The sequence below is a fragment of the Kitasatospora atroaurantiaca genome (assembly GCF_007828955.1).
Lineage (GTDB): Bacteria > Actinomycetota > Actinomycetes > Streptomycetales > Streptomycetaceae > Kitasatospora > Kitasatospora atroaurantiaca.
Genome location: NZ_VIVR01000001.1, coordinates 6,507,861 through 6,522,995 on the forward strand (window position 1 = coordinate 6,507,861; position 15,135 = coordinate 6,522,995).

General features: G+C 70.7%; 11 protein-coding genes. 3 read left to right on the forward strand and 8 right to left on the reverse strand.

All coding sequences use genetic code 11. The features are described 5' to 3' along the window. Nucleotides 1–71: 71 nt before the first annotated feature. Complete coding sequence (locus FB465_RS29235) at nucleotides 72–1,598, reverse strand: esterase/lipase family protein (protein WP_145795332.1); 1,527 nt, start codon at nucleotides 1,596–1,598, stop codon at nucleotides 72–74. Nucleotides 1,599–1,856: 258 nt separating this feature from the next. Here FB465_RS29235 and FB465_RS29240 point away from each other — a divergent pair, with 258 nt between their 5' ends. Together FB465_RS29240 and FB465_RS29245 are read left to right on the forward strand one after the other, a co-directional pair. Next, nucleotides 1,857–2,654 (forward strand): VOC family protein, encoded by a 798-nt coding sequence (locus FB465_RS29240; protein WP_145795334.1) that lies wholly within the window; start codon nucleotides 1,857–1,859, stop codon nucleotides 2,652–2,654. Between the two features lie 267 nt (nucleotides 2,655–2,921). Then, nucleotides 2,922–4,013 (forward strand): PorA family protein, encoded by a 1,092-nt coding sequence (locus FB465_RS29245; protein WP_145795336.1) that lies wholly within the window; start codon nucleotides 2,922–2,924, stop codon nucleotides 4,011–4,013. A 22-nt stretch (nucleotides 4,014–4,035) separates the two neighbouring features. Here FB465_RS29245 and FB465_RS29250 read toward each other — a convergent pair whose 3' ends face one another. The 4 genes from FB465_RS29250 to FB465_RS29265 form a co-directional block, all read right to left on the reverse strand. After that, a complete protein-coding gene (locus FB465_RS29250; RefSeq protein WP_145795338.1) occupies nucleotides 4,036–6,897 on the reverse strand; it encodes a poly(A) polymerase in 2,862 nt (953 codons plus the stop codon). Beyond that, nucleotides 6,897–8,660 carry an RNA ligase family protein gene (locus FB465_RS29255; RefSeq protein WP_145795339.1) on the reverse strand — a complete coding sequence of 588 codons (1,764 nt, stop codon included), beginning with the start codon at nucleotides 8,658–8,660 and terminating at the stop codon, nucleotides 6,897–6,899. Before FB465_RS29255 ends, FB465_RS29250 begins: the two co-directional genes overlap by 1 nt. A gap of 107 nt (nucleotides 8,661–8,767) precedes the next feature. Continuing rightward, nucleotides 8,768–9,580 (reverse strand): maleylpyruvate isomerase family mycothiol-dependent enzyme, encoded by an 813-nt coding sequence (locus FB465_RS29260; protein ID WP_145795341.1) that lies wholly within the window; start codon nucleotides 9,578–9,580, stop codon nucleotides 8,768–8,770. 90 nt (nucleotides 9,581–9,670) lie between these two features. Further along, the gene (locus FB465_RS29265) at nucleotides 9,671–10,900 is read right to left on the reverse strand and encodes a carboxylate--amine ligase (RefSeq protein ID WP_145795343.1); all 1,230 of its coding nucleotides are present in this window, start codon (nucleotides 10,898–10,900) and stop codon (nucleotides 9,671–9,673) included. Nucleotides 10,901–11,240: 340 nt separating this feature from the next. Here FB465_RS29265 and FB465_RS29270 point away from each other — a divergent pair, with 340 nt between their 5' ends. Then, nucleotides 11,241–12,278 carry a hypothetical protein gene (locus FB465_RS29270; RefSeq protein WP_145795345.1) on the forward strand — a complete coding sequence of 346 codons (1,038 nt, stop codon included), beginning with the start codon at nucleotides 11,241–11,243 and terminating at the stop codon, nucleotides 12,276–12,278. A gap of 39 nt (nucleotides 12,279–12,317) precedes the next feature. On the opposite strand, the gene FB465_RS29275 is transcribed toward FB465_RS29270, so the two are convergent. From FB465_RS29275 to FB465_RS36030, 3 genes are all read right to left on the reverse strand, one after another. Further along, a complete protein-coding gene (locus tag FB465_RS29275) occupies nucleotides 12,318–13,775 on the reverse strand; it encodes an oligosaccharide flippase family protein (RefSeq protein ID WP_170290714.1) in 1,458 nt (485 codons plus the stop codon). A 175-nt stretch (nucleotides 13,776–13,950) separates the two neighbouring features. Then, nucleotides 13,951–14,955, reverse strand: coding sequence for a polysaccharide deacetylase family protein (locus FB465_RS29280; RefSeq protein ID WP_145795349.1), 1,005 nt, complete (start codon nucleotides 14,953–14,955; stop codon nucleotides 13,951–13,953). Beyond that, nucleotides 14,952–15,095: a hypothetical protein gene (locus tag FB465_RS36030; RefSeq protein WP_170290715.1), complete on the reverse strand. Its 144-nt coding sequence runs from the start codon at nucleotides 15,093–15,095 to the stop codon at nucleotides 14,952–14,954. The genes FB465_RS29280 and FB465_RS36030 overlap by 4 nt, the downstream gene beginning before the upstream one ends. Between the last annotated feature and the right edge of the window lie 40 nt (nucleotides 15,096–15,135).

Genomic DNA, 15,135 nt, shown 5'->3' on the forward strand with positions numbered 1-15,135 from the left:
GCAGGCGGAGATGCGGGTCGAGGAGGACCTCGACCCGCATCTGTGTACACGGCAGTCCGGCTGACGGACGGTCAGCTCCAGGTGTCGATCGCGAGCGTCAGTGCCGCCTGGTCCCCGAGGATCCTGGTGGCGCTGGGCGGCAGGGGTACCGACACCGTCCCGTTCGTCAGGCCGATGGGCTTCTCGCTGACCGGGTCGTGGTCGGCGATGGCCCCGGGAAGTGTCGAGTTCCAGGCGGCCCATGCCTGCAGCGAGCCGGTCGCCTCGCCGTCCTGGCGGCCGATGTCGACGACCAGGATGTCGTCCCAGTCCGCGGCCTGGGCGAGGTGGTCCCGCCAGAAGAGCAGCCCGTGCTTCTCCTCCAGCCGGATCACCCGGAGGTGCAGGGCGTAGCGGCAGCGGGCGGGTGGCGGCGTCAGCGGGTCGTGGCCCAACTTCGCCGGGTCGAGCAGGAAGACGGTCGTGAGCGGCACCTGCCCGTCGGGGCGCAGCGACTGCCGGTCCTGTTCCGCGTTCAACTGGATCGGGCAGTAGTGCGCGGCGAGCTGTTCGTGCATCACGATCGGCAGGCCCCGGACCGAGAGCTGCACCTCGGCCTGCCAGACCACCTCGCCGTCGGCTCCGGACGGCGGTAGCTGCAGCCCGGACAAGCCGACGTCCACCCGTCTGGCCCCGAACAGGAAGCGGCGCAGGTTCTGGTACCCCTCCTCGGAGTTGACGAGCCCGTAGCGGCCGGAGTGCGAGCGGTGCACGTAGGCGCGGTGGGCCTTGTGCACATAGGCGTTCTCGATGGCGACCAGGCCGTCGCTCTTCGGGCCGACCGCCTTCTTGGCGACTCCGTAGTCGGCCGGGTCGGTGCCGACCAGGCAGAAGATCCGGTCCGTCGGGAAGTCCTCCTCCGGGACCTCGTTCGGCCGCCAGGTGTCGGGGGCGCGGTCGCCCCACTTCGCGCCGCGGTACAGGTAGCCGTACATCAACTCCGGGGCGAAGATGTCGGCGCCCGACGGGCCGAAGGTCTCCATGGCCCAGTCGAAGAGGCCGCCACCGGCCTCGAAGGTGATGCCGCCGTGCGGGGTGCCGTAGGTGAACAGCTTGTCGACCAGCTCCTTGCCGGGCGTGCGTGGGGCGCCGTCCTTGGGCAGGTAGGAGATCTTCTGGATCATGCTGCGGCACACCAGGCCGCCCATCGAGTGGGCGATCAGGATGACCTTCGGGGCGCCGGTCCTCGAGCGGACGAGCTGGACGAGGTCGTACAGGTCGGCGGCGGCCTTCTCGATGTTGAAGTCGACGGCCTCCTTGCCGAAGGTGTCGGCGGCTTCGTCGTAGAAGCGGTGGATCCACACCGTCCCGGCCGGCACGGTGTCCGCCTCCCGGGACTCCAGATAGGCCTTCGGGTCCCCGGAGACCAGCGGTTGGTAGCCGTCCTCCGCGAACAGCCGCAGCAGCGGGCTCTCGAACTGGTAGTACTGCGGGGAGCCGTCACCGCCGATCCGGATGTGGGTCGATCCGTCGTTGAATCCGTAGAACGGGTCGTCAACCTGCTTGTCGATTCCGCGGGTTCCCCCGCCGAAACCGCGGACGTAGATCACGGGAAGCATCGGGTAGTCCTCAGGTCGGGAGAGCGTCTCACTCGGGTGGGAACGATGTGGCCCGGGAGTCAGGCCCGACTGCCCGCCGCGATTCGGCGGGCGCTGCCTCGAGAGCAGTCGGCATAACCAGCCTCCGCGCGGCACCGGTCGACGGCAACCGGACGGGACGTTCACGAACCGTCCGGCCGGAGGGCGAGCGGCAGTGACGGGTGTCAGGCTGATTCGAGAAGGGACCTGTGAAAGGGATCTGCGAAGGGACTTTTTTTCATGATCACCACTGACTTTGTTCCCGGCTCGCCGTGCTGGCTCGATCTCGGTGCCCCCGATGTCGATGCGGCGGCGGCCTTTTACGGCGCGGTGTTCGGCTGGGAGCGCGAGTCCATGGGCGAGGACGCGGGCGGGTACAGCCTCTTCAAGCTGGACGGCAAGACCGTCGGAGGAATCGGCCGGCTCACCGAGGAGGGTGCCCGCTCGGCCTGGATGATCTACTTCAACACCGCCGACGCCGAGGCCACCGCCAAGGCCGTGGAGCGCTCGGGCGGCACGGTGCGGGTCGCCCCGATGGGTGCCGAGGAGTGGGGCTGGATGGCCCAGCTCACGGACCCGCAGGGCGGTCAGTTCGCCGTCTGGCAGCCGGGGAAGAGCCCGGGCCTGGAGACGGTCGACAAGCCGGGCAGCCTGAGCTGGACGGAGCTCTACACCACCGACGCGGCGGCGGCGAAGGAGTTCTACAGCGGCCTCTTCGGCTGGCAGTACGAGGACATGGACCTGCCGGGCGGCGGAGGGACGTACGTCCTCATCACCCCGGGCGGCCTCCCCAAGGAGCGCATGCACGGCGGCCTCATGCAGCTCCCGTCGGAGATGCTGACCCTGACCGGCGGCCGGCCCTACTGGCACCCGGTGTTCGCGGTAGCCGACTGCGACGCCACGGTCGCCAAGGTCACCGGGAACGGCGGCACCGTGCAGATGGGCCCGGAGGACGCGGAGGGCGTCGGGCGGCTCGCCGTCTGCGTCGACCCGTCCGGGGCGGACTTCGTGGTGCTCACCCCGACGACCCCTGCGTGACCGTCCGGGCCGGCTCCGGCTCTGCGAGAGGTGTCCGGCCGGTCGGCCGGGCACCTCTCGCAGGTTCGGGGTGGAGCCGGGTCACCCGGACGGCAGTCGGGCCGGCGCGGTGTCAGGAAGCCTCGCTCGGTCACATCTGTGCTGGTCACAGGCGGTGCATACGGCCGGAGGAGGGAGCCCCGCTGCTGTGGCGCGAGCGCGAGGTGGGCCGAACACTGGGCGCAGGCAGGGCAGCATCACGGACCGACTTCACCGGGAGAGCGGATCATGCGGACGAACAACGTGCTCCGAGTCATCGCCGTCGTGGTCGGTGCGGTCCTGATCGCCGGCGCGTTCGTGCTCGCGTACTTCGTCACGCCGAACTACGTGGCCCGGCTGCCCGGAGACACCGACACCAAACGCACCTACACCGGTACCTTCAAGACCCTGCTCGACGCCCAGGAGGTGGCGAAGGGCAACCTGGTGTCGGCCGTCAAGCAGAACGTCCCGCTGGCCATCGAGCGGGCCGTCAAGGTCGAGGCCACCTCGGGCAACACCGCCCTGGTCAGCGACAGCCGGACGACGACCGCCGCGGGCAACGCGGTCGAGAAGACGACCTGGCAGTATGCCGTCAACCGCAAGACCCTCGAGCCGGCCAGCAGCCACCCCTCGAGCTGGACGGTGGTCGATGCCCAGGGCCTGACGGTGAGTTGGCCGATCGGGTCGAAGAAGACGACGTACACCGGATGGCGGCCGGAGACCAAGACCACGACCCCGCTGACGTACTCGCGTACGGAGAGCAAGTCGGGCCTCAACACCTACGTGTACGAGGCGAGTCTGCCTCCCACCCGCATCACCGACACCGAGGTGCTCGCCGGGCTGCCGCCGGCCGTCCCGCAGAAGACCCTGGCGCTGGTCGCCCAGCTCGGAACCCTCTCGGCCGCGGCCAAGCTGCAACTGGCCGCACTGCTGCCGACCTTGGGTGATCCGGTGCCGCTCTCCTACACGCTGCAGAGCGCCGACACCTTCTGGATCGAGCCCGAGACCGGCGTGGTGGTCGACACGCACCGCTCCCAGCAGCGCGTGGCCGGGGTCGTCGCCCCGAAGGACGGCACCTTCCTTCCGCTGCTGCCGGTCTCCGACGTCTCCTACCAGCAGACCGCCGACTCCGTGAAGGGCGCTGCGGACGACGCCAAGGACGGCCGCGACGCCATCTCGCTGGTGGGCACCATCCTGCCCATCGTGTGCGGTGTGGTCGGAGCGATCCTGATCGCGGTGGCGCTTTTCCTCCGGCGTCGGGGCACCCGCGGCGCCGCCGGCCCGGATGCCGCCGGCCCGGATGCTGCCGCCACGGGCGCCGACGCCCCCGATCGCCCTTGAGCGCAGTCCGGGCTCTCTCCCGTCAGTGCAGGGTCGGCACGGCGCCGCACTCGACCACCGTGAGCTCCACACCGGGCAGGCCCCGGCCCCACCGCTCCGCGATCTCGGTGAGCCGGGCCGTGTCCGGCGGTGTGTGACCGAGGCCGATCGCGTACCGGGTCACCGCCGGTCCGGTCTCGAACGGGCGGGGCCAGGCATGGGCGTCCGCTGCTCCGATGCCCTCGATGGCGGTGAGCAGGGCCCGGATGCGACCTCTGACGCGGCCCACGGTCTCCTCGAACTCCTCGGCGTGGACGGGGTGTACGGCCAGGACCGCCCAGGCCGCGTGCCGACGGTGCAGGGGTGGGGGCGAGAGCAGCTCGGGCCATGGGTCGGCGCCGGTCTCGGCTGCCGCTTCCAGGATCTCCCAGGCTCGGTACAGCTCCTGGGTCAGCAGGTCCAGGCCGCCCCAGCCGACCTGCTCGGTGCAGCTTCGCACCGGACGGGTCGGCGTCGTGACCGACACCGCCGCCGAGGGCGCCTGGTCGGTCGTGGTGGTGAGGCCGACCGGTTCCCGCCAGTCCCAGGCGGCCCAGGTGCCGAAGAAGTGCCGGAGCAGCTCATCGTCCGCAAGGTCCCCGGCCTCGCGCGTCGTCCGAGCGGCCAGCACGGACCAGGCAAGCCCCGGCAGTCCGCCGAACGGGGCCGAGTCGAGGCCGCGCGCCTTCGCCCATGCCTTCACCTGCCGGGCCAGCCGGGCGAAGTCGGCGTGATGGCCGACCGCGGCGCGCACCGCGTCCGCGTCGCTGACCGCGCTCAACGCGATGGCGGCAGCCTCGCCCAGCTCGGCGCGACGGGCCACCGCCTCGGCCGGGGCGAGCGCTCCGGTGCCGACCACGACGAGGTCGACGTCCAGACCACCGGTGTCCGGATCCCCGATGCTCAGCCGTAGGCCCGGCACCCTGTTGCCGGTCACCTGCCTCATCCGGGTGGCGTCCGGCACCGCCTCGGCGACCCGCGCCAGGACCTCCGACATGTCGACGTCGCCCGGGAGCGCCGCCACGAGGTCGAGGTCCGCCCCGGCCAGGGCACAGCCCATCCGCCGCGATCCGACGACGTGGACGACTCCTTCGTGCAGCGCCTCGGAGACACGCTGGGCGATCTGCTGCGCGCGAGCGTCCCGGGCGTCGTCGCCGTCGGTGGCGGGCTTGCCCGTGCCGGCCTCGGGAAGCCAGCGGAGCTCGCCCGTGCCCAGCGCGATCGTGGCCCGTGGCCGCATCGGCTCGCCGCCCCGGCGGGAGAGCAGGACAACGTCCCCTACTCGTGCCGACATGGTGCCGAGCCGGGCGGCGCACTCGGCGGCGAGCTGCCGCGGCTGCCGGGTCCGGCCCAGGGACAGGTGCGGGGTGAAACCCTCGGAGCGACCACGGCAGCGCGGGAACCGCTCCTCCAGCGCCCGGTAGAGCTCGGCCCAAGGCTTGTCGCCGGCCGCTGCCGGGTCGAGCCAGACCGTGGCGTCCTCGCGGTGCCTGAAGCTGTGCACCCCGGCCAGCCGGGCGGTGAACGCCGCAGTTCCGGCCGCCGCCGCGGCGAGCAGTGGGGCCGCTCGCTCGAAGTCGGACTCCGGCACGAAACCGAAGAGCAGATTGACGTGCGGCGGCCACCGGCGGATCTGGGGATCGTGCTCCCAGCGGATGTCCTGGATCGTCGGCCAGAGTTCCTCGGGCGGCATCCACGCCACCGCCGTGCGGGCCGTCGGTGCGGCGTCGAGGACGTCGGCGGGCTCGGCCCCACCGAAGCTCAGTTCCGCTTCCACACCGTAATGGTCCGACACGAACAGCCCGTCCGGCGCGGGCGAGTCGCCTCGAAGGCGGGCTCGGGTCGCCTGCGGCCCGCCCGCACGCAGCAGGACCCGGTCCAGCCGGGAGGCCCGGCCGGACAGTGAGGACACCGCAGCCAGTGGATTGACGCCCGGGTCGAACGTGGGGGTCCGGTCCTCGGGCCCGTGGGCCTGGGTCCAGGCGTCCCGCATCCCGAGCACGGCGGCCGGGCCGTCCGGGCCGTCGCTGCCGTCGTTGAAGTCGCCCACCAGGATCAGGTTGCCGTCCACGCCGGCCAACCCCTCGGTGATTCGGGCCAGTTCGGCCTGCCGCCGGGCTGCTCCCTGGTCGGAGTGGTCGCTGCTCAGGTGGGTGGCGGCCACCACGAGCGGGCCGGAGGCGGCCTGGACGGTGACGGCGGTGACGGCTTTGTGCGGGCCGAGGAGGTGGTACCCCGCCTCACGTACGGGCAGCCGGCTGAGCAGCAGCAGCCCGCTGTCCTCGACGTCCCGCCCGGTCGGGTCGGTGCCCAGGGTGTAGCCCGCGCGGACCCAGGGGGCCTGCGTCAGCATGGCGAGCAGCCCGGCCTCGACCTCCTGCAAGGCGATGATGTCCGCGTCGGCCTCCTCCAGAGCCGCCAGGAGCAGTGGGCGGCGCCGGGCGGTGTCGATCCGGTCGCTGTCGTACCGGTCCCACAGGGTGTTCCAGGTCAGCACCCGCAGGCTCGCCGTGGCCGGCGCGGCCGTCGTCGGTGTGCCGTCCGCGGGGCGCCACCCGGCGGCGGGCTCCCACGTGTACGGCGTCCTGGCCGTGAAGAAGGGCGCCCGTAGCCGACGCGGGTCCCTCACCCGGCCGGCCTCCATCGCATCGAGCCGGTCCACCCCGGCGGACCGGTCCCACACCAGCTCGCCGTCCGCCTCGACGAACAGCACCCGGTGCCAGGGGATGTCGCCTCCCGGGGCGAAGGTGTCGAGCGGTATCCGCTTGGGGGCGGCGCCGCGCTGATAGACACCCAGCACGAACCTGCCCGGGTCGAACCGAGGGTCCCAGCGCACCCGGTGGTAGATCTCCTCGCTCGTGCGCATCAGACGCCCTCCCCCTCGAGCGAGGCAGCTCCACCGAGCGTGCCGGCGACGTCTCCGACGTCTCCGTCCGGCCCGACGTACCAGGTGCGGTGCGCCTGGCCGGGGTACGGCGGGGTGAAGCGGTGCAGCTGCGAGGCGAGCACGTCGGGTGGCACTGGGTGGGCCCGGCCCGCGTTGCGGCGGGTCAGCTCGGCCTCCTCGACCAGCACGACCGCGTGCGTGACCAGGGCGTCGCGGCGCTGCGCCACCGCCTGGACCAGGGACCGCTGGTGCTGGTTGAGAGAGGTGGCGTCCCACACCACGGTTGCGCCGGGGGCCAGGGCGCGGTCCAGGCGGTCCAGACCCGCCCGCAGGACGTCCCCGTTGTCCCGTTGGTCCGCGCGGGACCCTCGTGCCGCGCGCAGGTCGTCGAGGCTGACGTGCGCGTCGACACCGGGGAGACGGCCCGCGAAGGTGCTCTTCCCGCTGCCGGACGGACCGACCAGGTGGATCAGCCGCGGAAAGCCCCCGGACCGCCAGCGCCAGACGGCCGCCACGGCCTCCTCGACGACGGCGATCCGCCCCCGGGCGTACGCCTCCCGCGCCTCGGCCCAGCACCGGTCTGCCGCCTCGGTCTCCAGGCCGGAGAGCGCCTCGCGCAGGCCCGCCCGCAGCGGCTCGAGCGGCGCCTCGCCGAGCAGGCCGGCGTCCTCGGAGTACAGTGCGGACCAGTCGATCTGCGCACGCGCCTCGGTAACTTCCGTACCTGCACTGCCGTTCAGGGCTGCTGCGGCGACCGCGTGCAGGACTCCGAGATCGGCGGCGAGCGACATGCGTACCAGACCGGTCCGGCGCTCCTCGTCCGGGTAGGGGCGGTGCAGGCGGGGGTGCAGCCCGACGAGATCGGCGACGCGTCGGGCCAGCGGCAGGCCCAAGGGCCCGATCAGCCGGGGCGCCAGCGAGGCCCGCCGGGCGTCGCGCAACAACGCGGCCAGCACACCGGCCAGCCGCGCGTCGCCCGAACGCCCCAGCGCATCAAGGCTGGCGGAGACATCTGCCACGGCTGCCTCGGCGGAGGCCGGCTCCTCCCCGGCCATCCCCACGGCCGCGAGCAGGGCGGGCACATCGGGGGCCGCGCCCGAACGCACCGCCCACAGGGCGGCGGCCGGGGCCAGCCCGTTCTCCACGACGGCGGCGTGCATCCAGTGCGTGTCGGTCTGTACGTGCCTCGGGCGCACCCACTTGGCCACCCGCCGGGTGAACTCCGCCCGGCCGAAGCCCTCGACCGTCCGGACGACGTACCCCTCCTGCCGTTCGGTGTCCAGCCGCAGTGCTCGCAGTGCCCGCTCGTCGAAGGTGCCGCGCCACAGCACACGCGGCGTCGGCACTCCCCGACGGCGCAGGAAGAGCACCGTCCGGTCCCAGTCCAGGCAGCGGTCCCCGCCGTCCCAGACGGAGAACCCGTAGAACCAGCTCTCCAGCTCCTCGTACGCGATCGAGTGCCGCGCGTACAGGTTCTCCCCGCACACCCGCCACCCCTGCGGGATCGCCGCGCCGATCCGCCCATGCAGGGCCTTGACCCAGGCCCGTGACGGATGGTGTGCGGAATCCAGCGAGCGGGCGTGCAGCCCGTCCGGATAGAGGGTGGTGTTCTCCCCGTCGAGCTTCTCGGTGACCACGACCTCCTGGCCCCGCAGCCCTGACAGCTCACCGACCCGTACGTCGTCCGACGCCGCGCCCGGAGACCAGGGGAGATGCGGCGTGCGGGGGTACTGCACGTGCATGATCCGCTCCCGGCGACGAGGTTGTGACTCGCCACAATGTACGAACCCGAGGAGTGCGAATCCATCGATTAACAGCCACCGCGTGGCAGTCCTGAAAGCCCCGGGCCTCAGGGCGCCCTGAAGTACGTGGGGAAGCCGGGTGCGAGCCAGGGTTTGCGGCCCCAGGCGAGTGTTTTGCCCCGGGAGATGGCCTGCATGGGGGTGCAGCGACCGAGGGCCATGAGGAAGAAGGTGACGTGTTCGGAGACGATCGTGCAGTCGGGGCGGTGCGGCGGTTGCCGAGTGACCGTCACCGTGCCGTCGGCGATGGTGACGCCGAAGCGCGCGCCACCGCGCAGTCCGATCGCGTAGCGGGCGTGGCGGCCGGCGGTCGCGCGGGGGTCGACGACGCGGGGCATGGCGGTGAGGAGGAACGGAAGGGACAGGTCGACGCGCTCGCGGTCGATCATGTGCGGCTGCTTCAGGGCGCGGGCCAGGTCGTATCCGTGCCCCAGCATGTGGGTGAGCAGGTAGGAGGCCAGCGTCTCCAGGTCCATCGGGCCCATCGGGGTGAGCACGGGCTCGGTGGCGGGCCGAGCGGCGCTGTCCTCGGCGAAGGTACGGGTGTGGTGGACGATCGCGTCGGCGAGGACGGCCGGGTCGCGCTCGGGGTAGGCCGCTAGCGATTCGGCGTTGGCCGCCGCGAGGCCCGCCGGGGTTCCGTCGCCGTAGGGGCGGTCCAGGCCGCGGGCGACCTCCGCCATCAGCTGGTTGGCCAGTGCGAGGTGTGCTGCCGCCTCACCCACGGACCACGCTGCTCCCGGTATTCGAGCCGTCGCGTAAGGGGTGGACCGGAGTATCCGGGCGATGTCCTCGGCCGTGGCCACGGTCGCCTCGATCAGTTGTGTACTCACGGAGGTACGAGCAGAGGACTCGGTCATGGGGACGAAGCCTGGACCATCACCGATCGGACTGTCCAGACGTTCGACGCGCCCAGGAGCGGGTACGACCGTGAGGTCCTGCCTCCCGGTCTACCTGCCGATGCCGCGACGCTCGCGCCAGGCTCCGGCCACCATGCGAGCTGCTGACGGGACGGAGCGCGCGAGCATGGCGAGGACGGGCGCCAGGTCGTCCCTTGCCCACCAGCCCCACTCCGTCTCCGTGGCCCGCGCAGGGGCCGACGGGGAGGTGTAGCCGTTGCGCCGGTAAGCCCACCGCGTCCGTGGGTCGATGTGCTCGACGATCAACCGGCGTCCGTTGACCGGCGGTGATTCCGGAGTCCGACGTCCCGTCATCTCCAGGTGCAGTGCGCGCACCACATCAACTCCGCCTTCGGTCTCGAAGACGCGAAACTGAGCGCCGATCCGCGGATTGAAGTCGACCAGCTTGTACTGTCCGTCCCGGCGGTCGAAGCGCCAGTCCAGAGAGGCGACCCCCACGTACCCGATCTTTTTGCAGAAGTCTGCTGCCATCTCCGCGAGCTGAGTGTTGGGTACCGAGTACGCGCAGGCCGTGATCCCCGCATCCGCGGGAAAGGAGCGGACCTTGACCCCGGTGAACAGCAGCCGCGAACCGGACTCCGCCCCGAGGTGCAGTTGGACTGCCCAGTCCTCGGCCTCGCTGCGCGGCAGCCACTCCTGGAGGATCACCTCGGGCTGCCGGCCCCACTCCGCTGCCCGGGTGAGCAGTTCGCGGGGGGTTGCGACGAGGGTGGTCCTGCGGAGCGGCGTTTCGACCGTCCGGGCGCACGGGTCCCGGTTCTTGGCGATGACCGGGAAGCGCGCACTGGCGGCGAACTCCTCAATCTCCCTGTAGTGGGCGGGAGATGTGGTCGCCGGCGTAGGAACGTCGTGCTGCAGGCAGAGCTCGTACAACCCCTGCTTGCTGGCGAGCCGGCGGGTCAGTCCCGCCGGGGTTCTCGGCGCGAGGAAGTACTCCGCGAGCTCGTCCAGGTGCTCCGCGATCAGGACTGCGGCTCGCTCGTCGGTGGGGATGAGCAGAGTGCGGCGCCCGATCCGCCGACCGATCCGGACCAGGCCTGCCACGAGCCTCTCCGGGTCTTCGGCACCCGTCGTCGGCCAGACGAAGGCCTCCCTGAGATAGCGCGAGACGCCGGCTGGAGTGAAGCGGTCCTCGGTGACGGCGTACATCGGTACCCCGAGCCGTCCCAGGGTGCGGATCGCCGCTACGCCGCCGTGATGCAGTGGATAGTGGCCGATCTTCACGAGCAGGGCCGGAACGGAAACATCAAGGGAAAGCATCTGGCACCCCTTTTTGCGATACGTGCACAGAAAGGCGGTGAAACCAATCGCCGGCCTGGAGCATATGCCCAGCAGCGTCCGTGAGCTCGCAAGGCGGCACGTGTGTCGATGGCCGGTCGTCCGTCCGGCTTGCGCCTATCGGCCAAGGGAGGTGGCTGAAGTCGAGGCACCGGATGGAGCGGCTGCCGACGTTAGGCCATCGGGGCGTGACCGGTGTGTCGGGCCCGCCGAAGTCGGATCGGTATCGAACGTTGCGCTAGCGTGCCGTTGAGTGGGCCGAATGGTGGCTATTTGAAGTGATGGAGATCATTCGATGTCAGCTTCACTCCCCAGGATTACCGTGGCTGTCGCCTTCGCCAGGATGCCGTCCTCTCAGAATCCCCTGTCCAAGGGCAGGATCGGAGAAGATGCCATGTGTGCTTATTATCGATGCATCGTGGTGTGTTTCGCTTCGATTCGCCGCTGGAACCCGAATGTCGACCTTGTGCTTGTCTCGGCGGATTCCCTGCCGGAGCCGTTCTGCGGCCAGTTGGATCGACTGGGTGTCCAGATCGTGCTGGCACACTTCGGGCATCGTCCCCCCGAAGGCCTCGGAAAATGGGGAGGTTCGCTCTTCCTGTTCGATGCTCTGGAGAAGCTGAGAGGGAAGGGCGGGCTCCAGATTTTCATTGATCCGGACGTTCTCTGTGTGCGCCCTCTCGATGATCTGGTGGCCTCGCTCGGTGAGGCGGTCGGGGTGCAGGGGGAGCGGCTTCAGGATCTCCAGAAGCCGTCCTCGGACAAGTTCAAGGGATATCGCCAGACATGTGCGGAGATGTATCCGGAGCTGGGAGAGGCGACGCTCGAGCACGGGATGTACGGCGGTCACTTCTACGCCGTCCCGGAGCGTTGGACGCCGTTGCTGCTGGAGCGCATCGAGAGGGCGTGGAAGCTGTCGCTGGTGCGATTCGAGCAAGGCAGGCCGACGTTCTCGACGGAGGAGCCGATCATGAACTATGCGGTTCGTGCCGTGCCTGTGATGGAGATGGGCAGTTATGTCCGGAGTATCCCCACCGCGCCGTGGCGTCGCTTCCTCACCGACCCGGACATTATCCGCGGGTTGACTCTGTGGCATCTCATCCATGAGAAGGATATGGGTTTCCAGCGTATGTACGGCTGTGCTGCTGATCCGCTGTCGTGGTTCTGGAGATCCTCCCCGGAGGAGTTCCGTGACAAGGCCGGGGCAATGATGTCGGCCACCCATCAGACTCCGCAGCGGGCTCTGCTCAACTTCTGCGGTGACATCATCGAGCGGGTCACCAGTGAGCGTGCGCAGAATCGCCTGAAGCCGCTCTACACGCAGCTGGTCAGGATCAGCACGCTCCTGCGACGTCCGTGACCGGCTTCGAGCTCGCCCGTACCGGAAGAGAGCGTCGGTTCACTGGGTGACGAGCCCGCGGGCGACGGCGGTGGAGTAGAAGGGAAGCCGGCGCCGGGCTGCTACGCACACCAGGGCAACAGGTGCCATGCCGAGCAGCCCGTGCATGATCTGTGACAGCGGCCCGTCCCCCCATCGCGCAGCCAGGGATCCGCTGACGTACAGGGCCCCTCCGACCGCCGCGTGGATGAGATAAGGCCGGACGAGCGACGGCAGATGGCACAGCCGTGCGCGATGCCAGCGGACGAGCTGCGCCAGATGACCGACGGCGGAGGCGGCGGAGTAGGCCGCGGCGACGAGCGCAAGGCTTCGGCCCGCGGCTACCCCGAGCGCGACGACACCGGCCGTGATCGCCACGACGAGTAGTTGGGTCTGCAGCAGCGCTCCCATGGCTTTGCGGACCTCATCGACCGTGTAGCCGACTTGACACAACAGCACCAACGGCGCGCCCGCGGCGAAGACCGTCATCAACTCACCCGCGGTTCCCCAGCCGGGCCCCAGCAAGAGCCGTAGCGCCGCTGGACCGACGGCGGCCAGCACGCCGAAGGAGACGAAGGCGATGGCCGAGGCGGCGCTGAGCAGATCGGGCAGGGCGTTGCCGAGTGTCCGGCCTTCGCCGTTGATTCGCGCCAGAGAGGGCATGACGGAGCAGCGCAGGCGGTGGCACAGGGTGCCCATCGGCAGCCCCACCACGAGCGAAGCCCGGGAGTACTGACCGGTGGCGGTCGGCCCGAGGACGCGGGTGACCGCGTACATGGGTACGTTGGTGGCGAGAATCTGGATCACTCTGTACCCGGCGAAGGCCCCGGACACTCCGACCATGGAGCGGGCCGGTACCCGGGGGCCCACCGGTAGCGGACAGCGGGCGAGCCGTAGGCCGGCAATTCCCAGCGTCACCACCGTAGTGACGATCCGAGCGGCCACCAAGCCGTACGGGCTCCATCCTGCGGCAAGCAGGGCCGAGCCGACGGCCATGCCGACGAGGAGCGCGCCCGTCTCGGTGAACGAGGCGAAGCGGGCGAGATCCATGCGCCGTAGCGCCGCAGTGGATGCGTAGAGAAGAGGCTCGGTGAGAAAGAGCAACCCGAACAGTCGGACTGTGGGCTCGATCTCCGGCAGCCCCCACACGTTGGCGCACAGCGAGGCCACCGCCTGGGTCGTGGCGAAGCACAGCGCGCCGCTGACCGCCGCGACGCGGTAGGCGGTGCGCACCGTCTGCCGGGTCAGGTGCTCTGCACGCAGCAGGTAGGTGAACAGGCCCGCGTCTGCGATGTTGCCGAGAGCGGCAAGGGAGGCGCTCGCCGCGGCGTAGTCACCGAAGTGGCGGGGGGACACCACGCGAGCGGTGTAGGCCGTGTAGCAGAGCTGGAGGAGCACCCCCGCGACGGCTGCGGAGTAGTTCCAGAGCAGTGCCCTGAAACTGGTGCGCGCCTCCGGGCTTGCGGTTCCGACGGACAAGGACTCTCCCATCGAGGTCCGGCTGCGCCGTTCTCGGCGGAGGCGTCGACGTCGTGTCCACGATAGGTCGGCCGGGCGAGCAGCCGGATCGCGTCAGCGGCGGGTCCGGCGGAAATCATCCATTTGCGGATTCGTTCCGGATCGTGCGCCGGATCGCCGCACAACCGACTTTCCGTCAGGACTTGCTGCTGAGCAGCTGACCCGCGTGCGCCGCGGTACGGGCGGCGCGGCGGGCGACCCTGAACACGGCCGGGTGGAGGCCGGACAGGATCGTCTCCAGCCGGTCCGAGCTGGTCCGGGTGGAGACCACCAGCCGGTCGATCCGCAGGGGATTCAGGCCCTCGAGAGCGGCCAGCCGGTGGTTGTACAGGAACCCTGAGCGGTACCCGGCACCGGCGAGGAGGCGGTGCGCCCGCTCGTCGGTGTTGCCGTTGGGATAGGCGAAGGTGGTCGGCGGACGGCCGAGCGCCCGACTCAGCAGCGCGTGAGCCTCCAGCACCTCGGCCCGCACCTGGTCGTCGTCGCAGCGGTCGAGGCACGGGTGGGTCAGGGTGTGGTTGCCGATGACGACACCGCCCGCCTCCAGCTCCTGCAGGTCGTCGGCGGTGAGCTGGTGTCGCCGGGGCGCGGGCGTGGCGGCGCTCGCGCGCAACTCGTCCAGGGCCAGCTGCCGTTCGTGCTCCGACAGCAGCTTCAGCAGGTGGACGGTGGCCTCGGGCCGGGCGGCGGGGACACGGCCGGTGGTGCCGCCGTGGCGGGCCAGATGCTCCACCTCGTCCCACCAGAACGGCTGGTCGGTCCCGAGGAGACCGGGGATGACGAAGCACACGGCCGGGATCCCGCGCGCTGCCAGCAGGGGCAGGGCGTGCGTGTGCACGGTTCGGTCCCCGTCGTCAAAGGTGATCAGCACACTGCGCGGCGGCAAGGGCGGACCGCCGCGCGCGGCCTCCTCGACCTGGCGCAGCGAGACCGGCACCGAAGAGCGCTGCAGCTGGTCGAGATGGGCCTCGAACCCCGCGGCATCCTCGATCCCGTGATAGCCGAGGACGGCGAGCCGGCCCGCGGACCTGCGCCGGAACCAGGCCTGAGCCGGGGATCGACGCAGTGCGGCATCTGCACCCTCCCAGGCGTTGCAGCGCGCGTACCAGGGCGCGAGCCTCGCCCTGACGGCCGGGTTCACGCCCGGACCGGAGCGGGGAAGGAGGCGCCGAGGCCGCCCCCCGCGTTGTGGCGGGCCGCGGCCGCGAGGCGATCAGGAAGCGTGGCGAGAGGAGCCGGCGGGCTCGTGGCGATGCGCCGGGTCGGCTCATCGTGCTTCATGACTGCTCCTAATGTGTCACTTATCCCGCGTTGGACCGGA